Source organism: Rhizobium sp. YTUHZ045, from assembly GCF_051124255.1.
GTDB lineage: Bacteria > Pseudomonadota > Alphaproteobacteria > Rhizobiales > Rhizobiaceae > Rhizobium.
In genome coordinates this window covers 2,335,360-2,350,445 of sequence record NZ_CP101432.1, presented here as the reverse complement: position 1 = coordinate 2,350,445, position 15,086 = coordinate 2,335,360, and the positions used below count along the sequence as shown (strand labels likewise).

17 protein-coding genes and 1 pseudogene are annotated in these 15,086 nt (G+C 62.3%); 10 read left to right on the top strand and 8 right to left on the bottom strand.

Going from position 1 to position 15,086, the window contains the following annotated elements:
• Positions 1–35: 35 nt before the first annotated feature.
• Positions 36–503 (bottom strand): DUF3828 domain-containing protein, encoded by a 468-nt coding sequence (locus NMA58_RS11935; RefSeq protein WP_434710160.1) that lies wholly within the window; start codon positions 501–503, stop codon positions 36–38.
• A gap of 117 nt (positions 504–620) precedes the next feature.
• Positions 621–1,007 carry a GNAT family N-acetyltransferase gene (locus NMA58_RS11930; RefSeq protein ID WP_430960808.1) on the bottom strand — a complete coding sequence of 129 codons (387 nt, stop codon included), beginning with the start codon at positions 1,005–1,007 and terminating at the stop codon, positions 621–623.
• A gap of 193 nt (positions 1,008–1,200) precedes the next feature.
• On the opposite strand from NMA58_RS11930, the pseudogene NMA58_RS11925 reads away from it, so the two are divergent.
• Positions 1,201–1,921 (top strand): annotated as a pseudogene (locus NMA58_RS11925) (SOS response-associated peptidase).
• Positions 1,922–2,242: 321 nt separating this feature from the next.
• On the opposite strand, the gene NMA58_RS11920 reads toward NMA58_RS11925, so the two are convergent.
• Together NMA58_RS11920 and uvrB are read right to left on the bottom strand one after the other, a co-directional pair.
• The gene (locus NMA58_RS11920) at positions 2,243–2,692 is read right to left on the bottom strand and encodes a hypothetical protein (RefSeq protein WP_434710158.1); all 450 of its coding nucleotides are present in this window, start codon (positions 2,690–2,692) and stop codon (positions 2,243–2,245) included.
• A gap of 62 nt (positions 2,693–2,754) precedes the next feature.
• Positions 2,755–5,691, bottom strand: a complete 2,937-nt coding sequence (gene uvrB / locus NMA58_RS11915) for an excinuclease ABC subunit UvrB (protein WP_434710156.1) — start codon at positions 5,689–5,691, stop codon at positions 2,755–2,757.
• Between the two features lie 239 nt (positions 5,692–5,930).
• Between uvrB and NMA58_RS11910 the strand changes: the two genes are divergently transcribed.
• Positions 5,931–6,233 (top strand): DUF982 domain-containing protein, encoded by a 303-nt coding sequence (locus NMA58_RS11910; protein WP_430959165.1) that lies wholly within the window; start codon positions 5,931–5,933, stop codon positions 6,231–6,233.
• A 57-nt stretch (positions 6,234–6,290) separates the two neighbouring features.
• Here NMA58_RS11910 and NMA58_RS11905 read toward each other — a convergent pair whose 3' ends face one another.
• Entirely contained in the window at positions 6,291–6,692 is a 402-nt protein-coding gene (locus tag NMA58_RS11905; RefSeq protein WP_434710154.1) for a GFA family protein, read from the bottom strand.
• A gap of 163 nt (positions 6,693–6,855) precedes the next feature.
• On the opposite strand from NMA58_RS11905, the gene NMA58_RS11900 reads away from it, so the two are divergent.
• Entirely contained in the window at positions 6,856–7,197 is a 342-nt protein-coding gene (locus NMA58_RS11900) for a lipoprotein (RefSeq protein WP_434710152.1), read from the top strand.
• A gap of 158 nt (positions 7,198–7,355) precedes the next feature.
• Here the strand turns inward: NMA58_RS11900 and NMA58_RS11895 are convergent, their stop codons facing one another.
• Positions 7,356–7,811 carry a DUF805 domain-containing protein gene (locus NMA58_RS11895; RefSeq protein ID WP_434710150.1) on the bottom strand — a complete coding sequence of 152 codons (456 nt, stop codon included), beginning with the start codon at positions 7,809–7,811 and terminating at the stop codon, positions 7,356–7,358.
• 161 nt (positions 7,812–7,972) lie between these two features.
• Positions 7,973–8,743 carry an adenylate/guanylate cyclase domain-containing protein gene (locus NMA58_RS11890; protein ID WP_434710148.1) on the bottom strand — a complete coding sequence of 257 codons (771 nt, stop codon included), beginning with the start codon at positions 8,741–8,743 and terminating at the stop codon, positions 7,973–7,975.
• A 282-nt stretch (positions 8,744–9,025) separates the two neighbouring features.
• Between NMA58_RS11890 and NMA58_RS11885 the strand changes: the two genes are divergently transcribed.
• The 5 genes from NMA58_RS11885 (at position 9,026) to NMA58_RS11865 (ending at position 11,831) form a co-directional block, all read left to right on the top strand.
• Entirely contained in the window at positions 9,026–9,811 is a 786-nt protein-coding gene (locus tag NMA58_RS11885) for a DUF899 domain-containing protein (protein WP_434710146.1), read from the top strand.
• 126 nt (positions 9,812–9,937) lie between these two features.
• Positions 9,938–10,303 (top strand): DUF4087 domain-containing protein, encoded by a 366-nt coding sequence (locus NMA58_RS11880; RefSeq protein ID WP_430959149.1) that lies wholly within the window; start codon positions 9,938–9,940, stop codon positions 10,301–10,303.
• A 143-nt stretch (positions 10,304–10,446) separates the two neighbouring features.
• On the top strand, positions 10,447–11,007 hold the full coding sequence (locus tag NMA58_RS11875; protein ID WP_085778533.1) for a NuoB/complex I 20 kDa subunit family protein: 561 nt from the start codon (positions 10,447–10,449) through the stop codon (positions 11,005–11,007).
• A 138-nt stretch (positions 11,008–11,145) separates the two neighbouring features.
• Entirely contained in the window at positions 11,146–11,523 is a 378-nt protein-coding gene (locus NMA58_RS11870) for a response regulator (RefSeq protein WP_430959148.1), read from the top strand.
• A gap of 53 nt (positions 11,524–11,576) precedes the next feature.
• A complete protein-coding gene (locus NMA58_RS11865) occupies positions 11,577–11,831 on the top strand; it encodes a hypothetical protein (RefSeq protein WP_430959147.1) in 255 nt (84 codons plus the stop codon).
• Between the two features lie 52 nt (positions 11,832–11,883).
• Here the strand turns inward: NMA58_RS11865 and NMA58_RS11860 are convergent, their stop codons facing one another.
• Positions 11,884–12,807: a LysR family transcriptional regulator gene (locus NMA58_RS11860; RefSeq protein ID WP_430959164.1), complete on the bottom strand. Its 924-nt coding sequence runs from the start codon at positions 12,805–12,807 to the stop codon at positions 11,884–11,886.
• 101 nt (positions 12,808–12,908) lie between these two features.
• Between NMA58_RS11860 and NMA58_RS11855 the strand changes: the two genes are divergently transcribed.
• Both NMA58_RS11855 and NMA58_RS11850 read left to right on the top strand, forming a co-directional pair.
• Positions 12,909–13,790, top strand: a complete 882-nt coding sequence (locus tag NMA58_RS11855) for an NmrA/HSCARG family protein (RefSeq protein ID WP_434710142.1) — start codon at positions 12,909–12,911, stop codon at positions 13,788–13,790.
• A gap of 146 nt (positions 13,791–13,936) precedes the next feature.
• Positions 13,937–14,737 carry a class I SAM-dependent methyltransferase gene (locus NMA58_RS11850; RefSeq protein WP_434710140.1) on the top strand — a complete coding sequence of 267 codons (801 nt, stop codon included), beginning with the start codon at positions 13,937–13,939 and terminating at the stop codon, positions 14,735–14,737.
• Positions 14,738–15,086: the final 349 nt, after the last annotated feature.

The window sequence follows — 15,086 nt, the reverse complement described above, 5'->3', positions numbered from 1 at the left end:
CTCACCGGGAGGGCTCTCTTTTGGCGCCTGCGGTTTTACTGCGCATCCCCCAGCAGCGCACTCAGGCTCCAGGGATTATCGCCCTGCTGATCGGCGATGTCGTCGACCTTCCAGCCGCCATGCTCGCGGACCAGGGTGTAGAAGAGTGTCACCTCTTTGCCGTTTTCGAACTCCACCTCCACTTCGGCCCTGTCATCCAACACGATCGGCTGGCCGATCCTGACATTGCTTGCCTCGCCGTCCTGGCCTGCAATGACGGGATCGAAATCGACCGCGCCGACATCGCCCTCGGGCGTGTTGTCGAGATCGGCCTGGAGAAGCTTGTTCAGATGGTCGGAATAGAAGATCGAATAGGGCGAGGGCGCCTCGGCGTCGCTCCTGTCGGTGTCGTAGCTGTAAAGCGCCTTGAGCAGCGCCTTCGGCGTCTTGTAGGTCTCCGCCAAGGCGGGCAGGGCCACGAACGCCGAGAAGGCGAGGGCGAGGACGACGGTGGGCAGACGCATGTAGGCTCTCCTCCGATGAGCAGAGAATCATAGCCGAAACGAGCATTGAGGTGGAGCCGCATTTTCGGAGGGCTTGGCGTGACCGTCGGCCCTGCAGACCGAAGGACGGCGGTCATGTTATGCCAGCTTGATGAGGCCTGCCTCTGTCGGCCTGAATCCGCAGCTGCGATAGAAGGAGGCGAGGTGCGGTTCGAAATCGGCGTGCAGCCATTCGGCGCCTCGCTCGCGGGCAATCGTCGTCGCCTCCCTGACCAACCGCGTCGCAATCCCTTGCCGGCGCATGTCGGGGTGAACGCAGGTATCGAGAATGAAGGCATGAATGCCGCCATCCCAGGCGACATTGACGAAGCCTACGAGCCTGTTGGCGTGATAGGCGCCAATGTGTGCGAGGCTGCGAGGCAGGATGCGGGAGAAGTCAGGTGCTTCCGGCGTGTTCCACGCTGCGGACCAGAGGCTGGTGAGTTCGGCGGGCGAGGGAAAAGGGTCGATGCGCAGTTCTGGCATGGCTGCTCCCGTTCGCTCATAGCTTCAGTTGCCGGGAGTGTTTTCCGACAATTTCGCCCGCTTCGCAACCGATCTGCCACATCGGTCCCGGACAGGAAGCGTGTCCCAGCAGCGTACAATTGACGCTTTGTTGACCGGATCCTGTTCCGGAACATAATAAGAACATCTAATCACTCGGCTGCGGAGAAGGCTCATGTGCGGACGCATATCGTCAAGACCTCGCTTGAAGAACTGATCAGCAATTTCCCATTTGCTGTCAGGGGCGGGGATATTGACGGGCTCGGAAATCGCTTTCCCCGATGGAACGGCGCGCCGTCGCTTGATTACCCCATCATCGTAAGGGATGTCGTGCGCGAGCCTCAATGTAACAGGCCCCTCTTCGTATCGGCACGCTGGGGTCTGCTGCCCTCCTGGGCCAATCAGGCGGCCGGCCGCCGCCGGTCAATGTCCGATGCGAGAGCATCGCTTCCAATGGCTTGTTTCGTACGGCATATGGTTCGCGCCGGTGCCTAGTGCCGATCAACGGCTTCTTCGAGTGGAAGGACATTCATGGCACGGGCAAGAACAAGCAGCCCTATGCCATCGCGATGAAGGACGGCTCCGCCTTCGCGCTCGCCGGCATCTGGGAAAGCTGGAAAGATGAGAACGGCATTTCGATCCGCAACTTCGCCATCGTCACCTGCGAGCCGAACGAGATGATGGCTGAGATCCATGACCGCATGCCTGTCATCCTGCATCGCGAGGATTATGAACGCTGGCTGTCGCCGGAACCGGATCCGAACGATCTGATGAGGCCTTTCCCGGCCGAGTTGATGACGATGTGGAAGATCGGGCGGGGCGTCGGCTCGCCCAGGAATGACGGGCCTGAGATCATCGAGGAAGTCGAGGACGATCCGGAGCCGGCGCTGCTCTAGGGCAAGTCAGGCAAAGGCGGTGGTGGTCCTGCCCCCGGAATTGCTCTGATTCACCGGCTCAGGCGGGAGCCATTCACGACACCATGCGGCAAACACATCCTCACGAGGAGAGGACAACGCATGCCAGACGATGCCGGAACGCTGCTACGGTCGTTCCTCAACAATGCCTGATGTCATCGATGCGATCGCAGACCAGGTGGCGGAATTCCTCTGCGCCTATCTCGACATCAAGGCGCACGGCCGATCGGCAAAGGGGGAAGCCTTAATTCTCGGCGTTAGGCAAATCGCGAAAGCGACTATTGGCAAGCGCCCGATGAGAACCTAAACGCGTACCCGTATCTTCCGAAGCGGCATGCCAACACACCCGGCCATCTTCCGATCCTGCTCCTCAGTCGTATCGGTAATATTCGGATTTCGCGCATCAAGCGCAAAGCGGCCGAACGCGGCGGGCCAGATGTAACGCAGGTCGTTCAGTGAGACGGTGCCGCCGCAGCAGGGGGCTTCGGTGTTCAGGTCTTTGAAGCCATCGGCAGAAGCGGTATCCATGGCATCTCCCCACCATTCCTCGGCGTCCGCGCCGCAGGCGCTGCATTCCACGCCGGACCAGTTCTCGCCGGGATCGTAGAATCTGACCTCATCTTCGAAGCTTGCAGTCACTTCGTCCGCTTTGGTGGCGATGGCTTTTAGCAGGGAGACCGCACTGTCTGCGACGTCGGGGGAGGGCTGCCAATAAGGATCTGCGGGGACATAGCGCAGGAAGGTTTCGGACATCGGCGCGCTCCTTTGTGCTTAAAACATCGCTAGGTGTTACTGCACCAAAAGAGCGGAATGCGCTAGCGTCCCGGCCGTCCGGTCTTCCCCTTCGTCCGTCCCTTGCGCTTCTGCTCGCCCGGCTCCTCATAACTGCCGGCTCCAACCCGGCCGCGCACGACCGGCCTGACACCATCGTCGCGTTCCGGCTGCCCTTCCAGCAGTGGTGAGAAGCGCTTCGTGCCCTTGGCGGCGTCGGGCTTGTCAGGCACATGGCCGATCACCGGCTTTTCCGTGCGGCCGACGGTCATTTCGTCGAGGGTGTTGCGGCGGAAGAGGCTCTTGTTGTCGGCGGGAGTGGCGACATGGCGGCCCATTTCGTCGAGGGCCGGTTTGGCGAAGTAGGAGGGTGTGGCACCCCCCTCTGTCCTGCCGGACATCTCCCCCACAAGGGGGGAGATCGATTTGCCTCGGCCTTTTGTTTCCATTGACTTGGCTTCCTCCCGCGCCATCGGGTCGTCCATGGCGGCGAGTTCTACGGCCTTGAGGCGTTTGATTTCGTCGCGGAGGCGGGCGGCTTTTTCGAAGTCGAGGTCGGCGGCGGCGTCGCGCATGCTCTTTTCGAGGGCGTTGAGGTGGGCCTGCAGGTTGTTGCCGACGAGGTTGCCGCCGTCGGCGAAGCCTTTGCCGGAAACGCCCGAGATGTCAGCTCGGACGTGGTCGCGCTCGTAGACGGAGTCGAGAATGTCGGAGATCTTGGCCTTGACGGATTCGGGCGTGATGCCGTTTTCGAGGTTATAGGCCATCTGCTTTTCGCGGCGGCGCGCGGTTTCGTCCATGGCGCGCTGCATGGAGCCGGTGACCTGGTCGGCATAGAGGATGACCTTGCCGTCGACGTTGCGGGCGGCGCGGCCGATCGTCTGGATCAGCGAAGTCTCGGAGCGCAGGAAGCCTTCCTTGTCGGCGTCGAGGATGGCGACGAAGCCGCATTCGGGAATGTCGAGGCCCTCGCGCAGCAGATTGATGCCGACGAGCACGTCGAAGGCGCCGAGGCGGAGATCGCGAATGATCTCGATGCGTTCTAGCGTGTCGATATCGGAATGCATGTAGCGCACGCGCACGCCCTGTTCGTGCAGATATTCGGTCAGGTCCTCGGCCATGCGCTTGGTCAGCACGGTGCACAGCGTGCGGTAGCCCTTGGCGGCAGTCTCGCGGATCTCGCCCAGCACGTCGTCGACCTGGGTGCGGGCGGAGCGGACCTCGACCGGCGGATCGATCAGGCCAGTCGGGCGGATCACCTGTTCGGCGAAGACGCCGCCTGACTGTTCCAGCTCCCAGCTGCCCGGCGTCGCTGAAACAGCGATGGTGTCGGGGCGCATGGCGTCCCATTCCTCAAAGCGCAGCGGCCGGTTGTCCATGCAGGAGGGCAGGCGGAAGCCGTATTCGGCCAGCGTTGCCTTGCGGCGGAAGTCGCCGCGATACATGCCGCCGATCTGCGGCACAGTGACATGGCTCTCGTCGATGAAGACGATGGCATTATCGGGAATGTATTCGAACAGCGTCGGCGGCGGATCGCCGGGGTCGCGGCCGGTGAGGTAGCGCGAATAGTTCTCGATGCCCTGGCAGGAGCCTGTGGCTTCCAGCATCTCGATATCGTAGCGGGTGCGCTGCTCCAGGCGCTGGGCCTCCAGCAGGCGACCGGCCTTCTCGAGCTCGGCGAGGCGCAGACACAACTCCTCCTTGATCGCCTTGATGGCGCCGTTCAGCGTCGGACGCGGGGTGACATAGTGCGAATTGGCGTAGATCTTCACCGATTTCAGGTCGCCGGTCTTCTGGCCGGTCAGCGGGTCGAACTCGGTGATGGCGTCGATCTCGTCGCCGAACATGCTTATGCGCCAGGCCGCGTCTTCCAAGTGGGCGGGGAAGATCTCAATCGTGTCACCGCGCACGCGAAAACTGCCGCGCGTGAAATCCATGTCGCGGCGCTTATATTGCTGCGCCACGAGATCGGCCAGCAGCTGGCGCTGGTCCAGACGGTCGCCGACATTCATCTGGAAGGTCATGGCGGTATAGGTCTCGACCGAGCCGATACCATAGATACAGGAGACCGAGGCGACGATGATGCAATCGTCGCGTTCGAGCAGCGAGCGCGTCGCCGAGTGGCGCATGCGGTCGATCTGCTCGTTGATCGAGCTTTCCTTCTCGATATAGGTGTCGGAGCGCGGCACATAGGCTTCCGGCTGGTAATAATCGTAGTAGGAAACGAAATATTCCACCGCATTGTCGGGGAAGAAGTTCTTGAATTCGGAATAGAGCTGGGCGGCCAGCGTCTTGTTCGGCGCCAGAATGACGGCCGGGCGCTGCGTTTCCTCGATCACCTTGGCCATGGTGAAGGTCTTGCCGGAGCCGGTGACGCCGAGCAGCACCTGACTGCGCTCGCCGCTCTGCAGGCCTTCGACGAGATCGCGGATGGCCGTTGGCTGGTCGCCGGCCGGCTTGTATTCGGAGGCCATGCGGATGGTGATGCCGCCTTCGGATTTATCGGGGCGGGCAGGGCGGTGCGGCGTCCAGATCTTGCCGTTCTTGTGCAGCGGGTTGCCGCTCTCGATCAGCTTCGACAGCGCCTCGACGGTGGCGGTGACGCCGCCGGGCGAGATGCTGCCGGCATCCTCCAGCGAAATGTCGAGACCCGCCACCGGGTTCAGGCCGGCGGCGGCGCGCGTCTTCGGGTCGGAGGAGCCACCGATCGAGACGCCGCGTGCGGTCTTGCTTGCCGTCGCCTTCTTGTTGACGCTGACGGCTTCGGTATGCTTGCGCGCCTCGTTCTCAACCTTCTTGCGGTGCTTGCCAGCCTTGGAGGCAATCTCGCGCTGGCTCTCGACGCCGGAGGCTTCGGCATCGGCCTCCAACTGCTTCACCCAATCGGCGACGGAGCCGGAGAGGGGCGCGCCCTCAAAGGACGATTGCGGGGCTTCCTCGAAACCATTCGAGGTCGGAGATTTTTTCGGAGCTTTGGCCATGGCGCGAATATGGAGAGAGTCAGCGCGAAAGGGAAGAGGGAAAGAGTACAAAAGGGAAACGAATGAATCGTTCGGATTGGCTCAACAATTCCCCGGCTTACGGCTGATGGGCGGGGCACCCGCTTCATCTTCGAGGCCCTGCGCGGCTCTCAGGATGAGGCTCTCTTGGATGGGCCACCGTTGCCATCGTCTCGCCTGCGCTGGAACCGGGATCGGCCTTCAGCAGTTAATCCTATGTCATTTCAGCCTCGGGTGCGACTGCCATTAGCGACCATTCCGCCTTCTGGAAAAAACCGATCTCGATCGAACTTGATACCGGCGAACGGCTGGTTCTCCGCTCACCGCAGGATGCGCTTTATGCACTCGTCTCCGACTGGCCCGTCAATGGCGGCGTCCATCAGCAGAGGGCGATCGATTTCTGCCGCGCCTGGCTTGCCGGCCGCATGCCGGCAGAAACGGTGCGGCAGGCTTTTATCCTTGCGGCGCTGGAGGCTGGCGTGGCGATCATTGAAGAAGGGGACGGGGCGGAAGCTCGCTTTTGAACCCTCCATATAGGGGCAGCGGTTCTGCCTTATCCGCGCGTCGGCGGCATTACGCCGTCAAAACCAGAGATCCCTAACGCAGCGCCCATCGGAGGGAAGGTCGTCGAATGTATCGAGACCATCGAAATGGTCGATCGGCAGGTCGGCGACGAGATCCGGCGACGCGAGCCGCAGGTTGACGGCCATGCGGCGGCGGCCTTCCTTTTGCAGGCGCAGGCTACGCCAGCTGAGCACGCAGGCGCATGTCGGGCAGAACAAGATTTCCAGCCACGGGTTGTCCTTGTCGGCGCGGGTATAGGAGGCGGTTTCGCCGCTGAGCGTAATGCGCTCTCCTTCATAGTCGTAGGCCCAGAGGGTGCCGTAGCGCCGGCAGAGCGTGCAATTGCAAGCGGTGATCGAGCCGGGGTCGCCTTCGAGCGCCCAGCTCGCCTTGCCGCAATGACATGAGCCCGTCAGCATGAGGTCCGTCCATCCTGTCTCTATTCGGTGACGGCATCCTGCCTCAACGGGGCGACGCCTGCAAATGCATCCTAGAGAAATAAAAGTCTGTGGTTGAAGGCCGAGCAGCCTCCCGCAGTGCGCGCGGTAATGTTACAGCTGCTGCGGGAATTGGGGACTATTCATGAAAAAAATCATCATTGCATTCGCGGCGGCCGCGGCGCTGGCCGGCTGCGCCAAACGTCCTGACGCCATCGTTCAGGTCGATATTCCGATGGCGGCCTATACGAACCTCAGTTGCGAGGCGCTCGCCGCAGAATTGAAGAAAGAGAAGACGAAGCTCGACGACCTGTCCAAGCAGCAGATCAGCGCGGCGAACGGCGATGCTTTCGGTGTCTTCCTCGTCGGGGTCCCGATCGGCAGCGTCGCGGGCGGAGACAAGGAAGGCGAAATTGCAGCGTCCAAAGGCAAAGTCTCGGCCATGCAGTCCGCCGGCATGAGCAAGGGCTGCAAACTGCCCGGCTGATCTCGGGTTCGTCAGGACCACTAAGAAGGCAGGGCACCGGTATACGGCCAGGTGATACTTGGCGGTGGAAGCGGACTGCGCATCCCGCAGTCCGCGCAGCGGAAAGACCGTGTCAGCAACGGCAGCGCTTTGCCCGCGAGATCCATTCTCACCTTTGCTCAAGCAAAGACGGCTTCTCTGGAGTCCTCCACTGTCGACGCCCTGCAGTACCATGCGAGGACGACAACCGTTCCAATGGGAAATAATAGTGCAAGAAGCTGCCACCATCCGCTCCGGTTGGTGTCGTGAAGGCGTCGGGCGGCCATGGCGATCGACGGAAGAAACGTGGCCAGCGACCAGATCAGGTTCAAGGTTGCGCTCCGATCCACGAAATACAAAGCGATGGCGACGAGAAAGACGAAGAGCGCCGAATACCAGAACTCTGAGCGACTCGCTCTGCCGCTGAAGTTCACATAGTTCTTGAAATAGCTTCCAATCGCCTGGCCGAAACCCATGGCCTGCGGCGGGCCGCCGAAGCGGTTCGGTCCGATTGGTGTTTTCCTGAAGACGAAGATCAATGCTACGCTGATCGGGATCAAGACGATCAACCAATGAAACAGAGAAAAACTGCCCATGAGATACCCCAGCTGTTAAGACAGCATAGCGATAAGCGATGTTTGTTTCCGGAGGATTAACTCGCTTGTGATCCGATGTGTTTCGCAATTGCAGCGTGAGAACTGAAGCTGACAAATTGGGCGGCGAGATGATGCTTTGAAAAGACCGCAATCGCCGTCGCTCAGCACTTGACCAGAACGCGCGCCTGCACCGGCTGCTCGATGCCCTTCAGAGCCAGCATACGCGTTTCGGCGCCCGCAGCGAGGTCGGGAGCCTTCGCGGCCGTTTCGGCCGAGATCAGGATCTCGCCGGCGGCGGCCTGGGATTCGAGCCTTGCGGCCTGGTTGACCACGCCGCCGATCGCGGTGAAATCGCTGCGGAAGCTCGAGAATTCGCCGATCTGCACCTCGCCGGAATGGATGCCGACGCCGACGCCCAAGGTGCGACCGGACAGGGCGTCGAGCGCCAGCCCGCTCAGCGCCGCGGCGCAGTTGCGCTGGATCTCCTGGGCGGCCCTGATCGCCGCACCGGCGTGATCCTTGCGGATGATCGGGAAATTGAAGATCGCCATCAGGCCATCGCCCATCTGCTTGTTGACGATGCCGTCATGCGCCCAAATCGCCTGGGCGCAGCGATCCTGGAAAAGGCTGACGATTTCGCTCAAGTGCACTGCCTCGATGCGCTCGGAAAGATCGGTAAAGCCCCTGATGTCGGCGAACAGAATGGTGGCGTCGACAGTGATCTGGCGCTGCTTCTGCACATATTGGAACGAGCGCTCGCAGATCGTGCAGATATCGGGATTCATCTTGCTGCGGGTAATGCCGAAGGCGCGGAAGGGAAGCGCAAGCGGGCCGCCGATCGGGATCGGCATATGCATCTGATCCCAGCAGCCGCGGCAGATCCTGGCGCTGCCGTGCCTTGCCTGCTCCGTGAAGGTGGATTCTGTTGTCATGTCGTACGATCCAATGGCCGTGGTGAAGCTTCCGTCAACATGTGGGTTTTGGCAACTGTTGTGTTGGTTGAGCAGGTTTCGTCGGCCGCGGTCGGACAACTGCGTTGGCTTACGGACCAACTGCGTTGGCCTGCGGACCAACTGCGTTGGCCGCGGGATAACAGACACACTTGTTACTCCCACAGTTCGGTGCCCGATGCGAAACTATCTCCGACCAATCGCGATGCACCGGCCTTCGGACAAGGAGGCGCGGGAACTCGCCCCATCGAGGAGATTGAAGCGATGACTGCAACAGAGAATGGAAAGGGCGGACAGGCCATGCAGCGGCCGCCTGTCGTGCCGCAGCAGGCCTGGGAGGCGGCTCACAGGCAGCTTCTGGTGAAGGAAAAGGCGCATACGCGTGCTCGTGACGCGCTTGCCGCCGAGCGGCGGCGCATGCCGTGGATGGCCGTCGAAAAGCAATATGCTTTCGAAGCGCCACAGGGCAGGATCAGCTTGCTCGACCTGTTCGAAGGCCGGCACCAGCTCATCGTCTACCGCGCCTTTTACGAGCCTGGCGTCTTCGGTTGGCCGGAGCATGCCTGCCGCGGCTGCTCGATGGTTGCCGATCAGGTCGCCCATGTCGCCCATCTCAACGCCCGCGACACGACGCTGGTCTTCGCCTCGCGTGCGCCGCAGGCCGACATCGCGCGGCTTAAGGAACGGATGGGATGGACGATGCCCTGGGTGACGATCACCGACGACTTCGACAAGGATTTCGGCGTCGACGAGTGGCACGGCACCAATGTCTTCTACCGCGACGGCGAGCGCATCTTCCGCACCTATTTCGTCAACAACCGCGGCGACGAGCAGATGGGCGGCACCTGGAATTATCTCGACATCACGCCGCTCGGGCGTCAGGAGGTCTGGGAGGATTCGCCAGCGGGCTATCCGCAGACCCCAACCTACAAATGGTGGAACTGGCACGACAGTTACGTTGCCGACGCCGAGCCCGACAAGAAATGGGTCGAAGTCTCCGATGCCGGCGAGGCGGCGTTCCGGGAGGAAGCAGCAAAGGCGAAATCGTAGGCCGGAGCCTCGAAGGGCGAGGGCGGATGGATGACACCTGTGGACATCGTCCCAGGCCAATCGGAAAACCGCTGTTGCCTTGCCGGGCACCGACCATGCATAGTGGGAGGTGACTTGGAGGGGCCGATGGCCAGATTGCCTGCGCTTGTTCTGATGATGCTTCTCCTGCCCGCCGCGGCGCATGCCGAACGCCGCTGCGGCTGGCTGGACAATCCCTCGATGGCCAAATGGTTGCTCATGGATGCCGGCGGCGGCTGGACCATCATGGACAATGGCAGCGGCTACAAGGCGGCCGAGGGAATGGACAAGATCCCCGACCTGACGACCGGCGAATTTGTCTACACCTATGCCGCGCATGGTTATGCCTGCGCCTGCATGGACGTCGACACGGACGGTGAGGAGGGAATCACCCGTATTTACTCCGTGCGGCAATTGCCGCTCTCGCGGTGTCGGAACGACACCGCCATCCGCTGGTTCCTCGATAAGGACTAGCGATCGGGCCGGGCAATCCTTCGGCATTGAGCGCCGCATCTCAGAACAGAAATCAGGACGCGTGTCCGTTATCGCACCGGAACCGGCGCGGCCGGAACTTTGTCGTGTGCGCTGGGTTTGAGGTCGGCTCACAGGAGAAGACGATGCCGTCCTTCACGCAACCGCGCCCGGCGCCCGGCAATTTCCAATTCCCCGGCGAACAGCGGCAGGGCGACCCGATGATGGGCACGATCAATGCCGAGCTCGCCGACAAGGGTTTTCTCGTTACCAGCACCGACGAACTCATCACCTGGGCGCGCACGGGCTCGCTGATGTGGATGACCTTCGGTCTGGCCTGCTGCGCCATCGAGATGATGCAGATGTCCATGCCGCGCTACGATGTCGAGCGCTTCGGCGTCGCCCCGCGCGGAAGCCCAAGGCAGTCGGACCTGATGATCGTCGCGGGCACGCTGTGCAACAAGATGGCGCCTGCGCTGCGCAAGGTTTATGACCAGATGCCGGAACCGCGCTACGTAATCTCCATGGGCTCCTGCGCCAATGGCGGCGGCTATTACCATTATTCCTATTCCGTCGTGCGCGGCTGCGACCGCGTGGTGCCTGTCGACATCTATGTTCCCGGCTGCCCGCCGACGGCCGAAGCATTGCTCTATGGCATCCTGCTCCTGCAAAGGAAGATCCGGCGCAATGGCAGCATCGAACGGTAGCGCCGATGACACGAGGAAATCAGTTACCATTTCGACACGCATGCCTTTTACCCCGGAAACTTTCGAGGGGAAGTCGCGTTGTAGCGGTTGCCGTCGGTGTGCCCGGCGGCCCGCTTGCCCATGGGAGGAGGAAGATCCATGAAAGTCCTGATCGTTGAAGACGAGAACATCATTGCCATGGAACTCGAGCGTATCGCGCAGGATGCTGGCCACCAGACTGTCGGGCCGGTTTCGACAATCGAGCAGGCGCTCGCCTATGCTCAGAGAAGCGATGTCGCATTGGTCGATCTCAGCCTTGCCGACGGCTTGAGCGGCGCGCAGCTCGCACGCCGGCTGATCGATCGCCACGGCGTCGACGTGATCTTCGTCACCGGCAGTCCGGAAAGCGTCGGGAATGGCATCGAAGGCGCCCTCGATGTGATCGCCAAGCCCTTCACCGACGAAAGGATCGCCAGCGCGCTTTCCCGGGCGCAGTCCCTGCGCAGAGATTACGAAGGCAAGAACGCTGTCTTCTGACTGCGTAAAGTCGTATTCTTCCGCTGCCATTGTAACCGGGAGGAGATGCCAGGATGAAGCACGCGCTCATTGCCGTTTTCTTCGCCCTCACGGCCTGCGCCAGTACTTCAGGCGAACCGCAGCCGCTTCAGGGCAGTCTCACCTATGGCGGTAAGATCATTCATTCGCCCTATCGCACGGGAACGGTGGTCAACCACACCTTTCTCGGCGCATTCGGCTATCGTGTCTTCGAGACCTATGTCGTTCAGCCGGACGGGACGCTCAAATTGACGTCGCAAAGCACGGGGCCAGATTTCCTTTGGCGGTGAAAGGGGCTAGCGACGGCTGGGCCTTCCTCTTTATCCCGCTGGGCCCGCGGTCTCATCGAGGTGTGATCGCCGGTGCCCCGATTGCGCCTTTTCCGACGTTCAGGTGATCGATCGCCAATTGGATGAATGCCTTGACCAGCGGCGACACGTGCTGGTTGCTGGGATAGACGACGTGCAGACCGCCAGGCGGGGTCGTGTAGCCGTCGAGGACGCGCCGCAGCCGGCCGTCCGCGATGCAGGCCGCAGCCATTCTTTGCGGCAACTGTGCGATGCCGAAGCCGGCGATCGCGGCAGTCATGACCGCCTGAATTTCGTTGGCGGCGAAACGCCCGGACACCGTGACCGTTTCCTTGATGCCGGCGCTCTCCAGCACCCAGTGCGCACCAGCCGCCGACGGACCGGCGATGACGCAGGCGTGATGGGCGAGGTCCGCCGGACGATCCGGCACGCCGCAGCGGGCGAGATAGTCGGGGCTGGCGCAGAGAATCCTGTAGGTCGAGCCGAGCTTGCGGGCGATCAGCGTCGAATCCTCCAGAATGCCGGTGCGGAAGGCGAGGTCTATGCCGTTCTCGATGAGATTGAGCCTGTCGTCGGTCAGGCGCAATTCCACCTTCGTCTTGGGGTAGATTGCCAGGAAATCGGAGATGGCGGCGGAAAGGAAATGACCGCCGAAGCCGACCGGTGCGGAGATGCGGATCGTGCCGGCGGGCTCCGCCCGCGCCTCGGCCAGGCGCAGATTTGCCTGCTCGAAGGCGCCGAGCGCCGCGCTGCACTCCTCGTAATAAAGGCGCCCCGCATCCGTCAGCCTGAGGCTGCGGGTGGTGCGCTGCAGCAGCCGCACACCCACCTCGCGCTCAAGCGCGGCGATACGGCGGCTGACCGTCGTCTTCGGCATGGCAAGCAGGCGGGCGGCGGCGGTGAAGCTGCCGGCCTCGACGACGCGGGCGAAGATAAGGATGTCGTTGAGATCCAGCATTGTATTCACCAGTGGCACGATGTTTCCCTGATGTAGCCTATTATGGTTCAATTCGACAGGTCTTATCTTCTGGCTCATCGCCAACCACAAGGAGCAGAGAGATGAGCAATGGAAGAAGCGTTCTGGTAGCCGGCGCCACCGGCCAGCAGGGCGGCGCGGTCGCGCGCGCACTGATGGCGCGGGGGCATCGCGTCAAGGCGATCAGCCGCAGGCCGGACAGCGACGCCGCAAATCGGCTGGCCGCGGCCGGAGTGGAGATCGTCGGGGGCGATCTCGATGATGCGGCGTCGGTGACGAAGGCCGCAAGCGGCGTCGACACGATGTTCCTGATGGGCAACAGCTATGAGGACGGAACGGAAGCGGAAACCCGCCAGGGCATAACCGCCGCCAATGGGGCGAAGGCCGCCGGCATCGGCCACCTGATCTATTCCTCCGTCGGCGATGCCGACAAGAAGACCGGCATTCCGCATTTCGACAGCAAATATATGGTCGAGCAACATGTTGCCGGTCTCGGCATTCCCTACACGGTCAGTGCACCCGTCGCCTTCATGGAAAACACCGCGGCGCCGTGGGCTATCGACGGGCTGCGCCAGGGTGTCTATGCCGCGGCGCTGCCGCCCGCGCGCGTGCTGCAGCAAATCTGCCTCGCCGATATCGGCGCCTTCGTCGCGGCCTTGGCCGAACGGCGCGAAAAGGTGTTCGGCCAGCGTTTCGACATTGCGGGTGACGAATTGTCGGGCGAGGAGCAGGTGAGGATCCTCTCCGAAACGCTAGGGCGCCCGATCGCCTACCAGGAGTTACCGGTTGCCGCAATGCGGCAGCAGAGCGAGGATGCGGCGCTGATGTTCGAATGGTTCGACCGCACCGGCTACGACGCCGACATCGCCGCCCTGCGCCGGGATTTCCCTGAGGTCGGCTGGCACCGCTACCGCGATTGGGCGGGCGCGTTTGACTGGAGCGTTCTCGAGAGGGCGACCGGGTGAGGCGATCTCGCGGCCATCAAGAATGGCAGATCCTCGGCGCGGGCCGAGGATCACGGAGAAATCCCTCCAGTTTCAGAACCACTATCCCCTTGCGGCAGGCGTCGGCCAGTTCATAATGAGCCGTCGTCCTTGGAGGGGAGGCTTCCATGCCGTCGAGTTTCCATGTCGAAAGTGCAGATGGCTATGAGCGGCTTATGGGCCGGTGGAGCCGGACGTTGGCGCCGATGCTGATCGACTTCGCGGGGCTGGCGGATGGGGATCGCGTGCTCGATGTCGGCTGCGGCACCGGCAGCCTGACGTTCACGCTTGCGCAGAGGCCGGGGCTGCGGGAAATCGCCGCTATCGACTATTCGCCTGTGTTTGTCGAGGCGGCGAAGCGGGCCAATAGCGATCCGCGGGTCACCATCCAGCAGGCGGATGCCTGCGCGCTGCCCTTCGAGAATGACCGTTTCGACAGAGCGATGTCGTTGCTCGTCCTGCATTTCGTGCCGGAGGCGGGCAAGGCGGTGGCCGAGATGGCCCGCGTCGTGCGGCCCGGCGGCGTGGTCGCCGCCGCGGTCTGGGACCATTACGGCGGCATGTCGGGCATGCGGATGCTGTGGGATACGGCTGTCATGCTTGACGAGGACGCATTGCCGCTGCGCCGCCGATATTGTTTTCAGCCGATGATGCGGCCGGGAGAAATGAAACAGACCTTCATCGCGCAAGGTCTTTCCGATGTCGAGGAAACCTCGCTCCTTGTGCGGATGGACTATCTTTCCTTCGACGACTATTGGCAGCCGATCGCGGCCGGCGAAGGGCCGCTCGGCAGGTATGTTGCGGGACTCGAGCCCGACAAGAAAAAGGCCGTCGACGCTGCCATTCGGGCCGCCTATGAGGCCGGCGAGCCGGACGGGCCGCGATCGTTTGCGTCGGTGGCATGGGCGTGCCGGGGCAGGGTGGCTTGAGAGGTTTGGGCGGATGCGCCTGTTGTGATGAAGGGGCGCCGGGCATGCGCCAGTGCTCAAGATAGCCTCATCCGCGGGGGGCTTCGAAGAACGAGGCTGGTGGTGCGGCGGCGAAAAGATGCAAGGAGCAAGGTTGAGGCGCGTGCTTCGCGGCTCCGCCCTATCGGGCTGCGCACCTCAGCATGAGGAAAGCTGGAGGATGCCGCCAAGGGCCCGAGAGAGCCTCATCCTGAACTGAAGCCACCCACCGTAAGCGGAGCCTCCTTCATCTTCCGCGCATGAAACCTGAGCCTTTTCAGTAGATTACAAATCGTCCATGTCGTGATATCGCCGCATTTCCTACAGATTC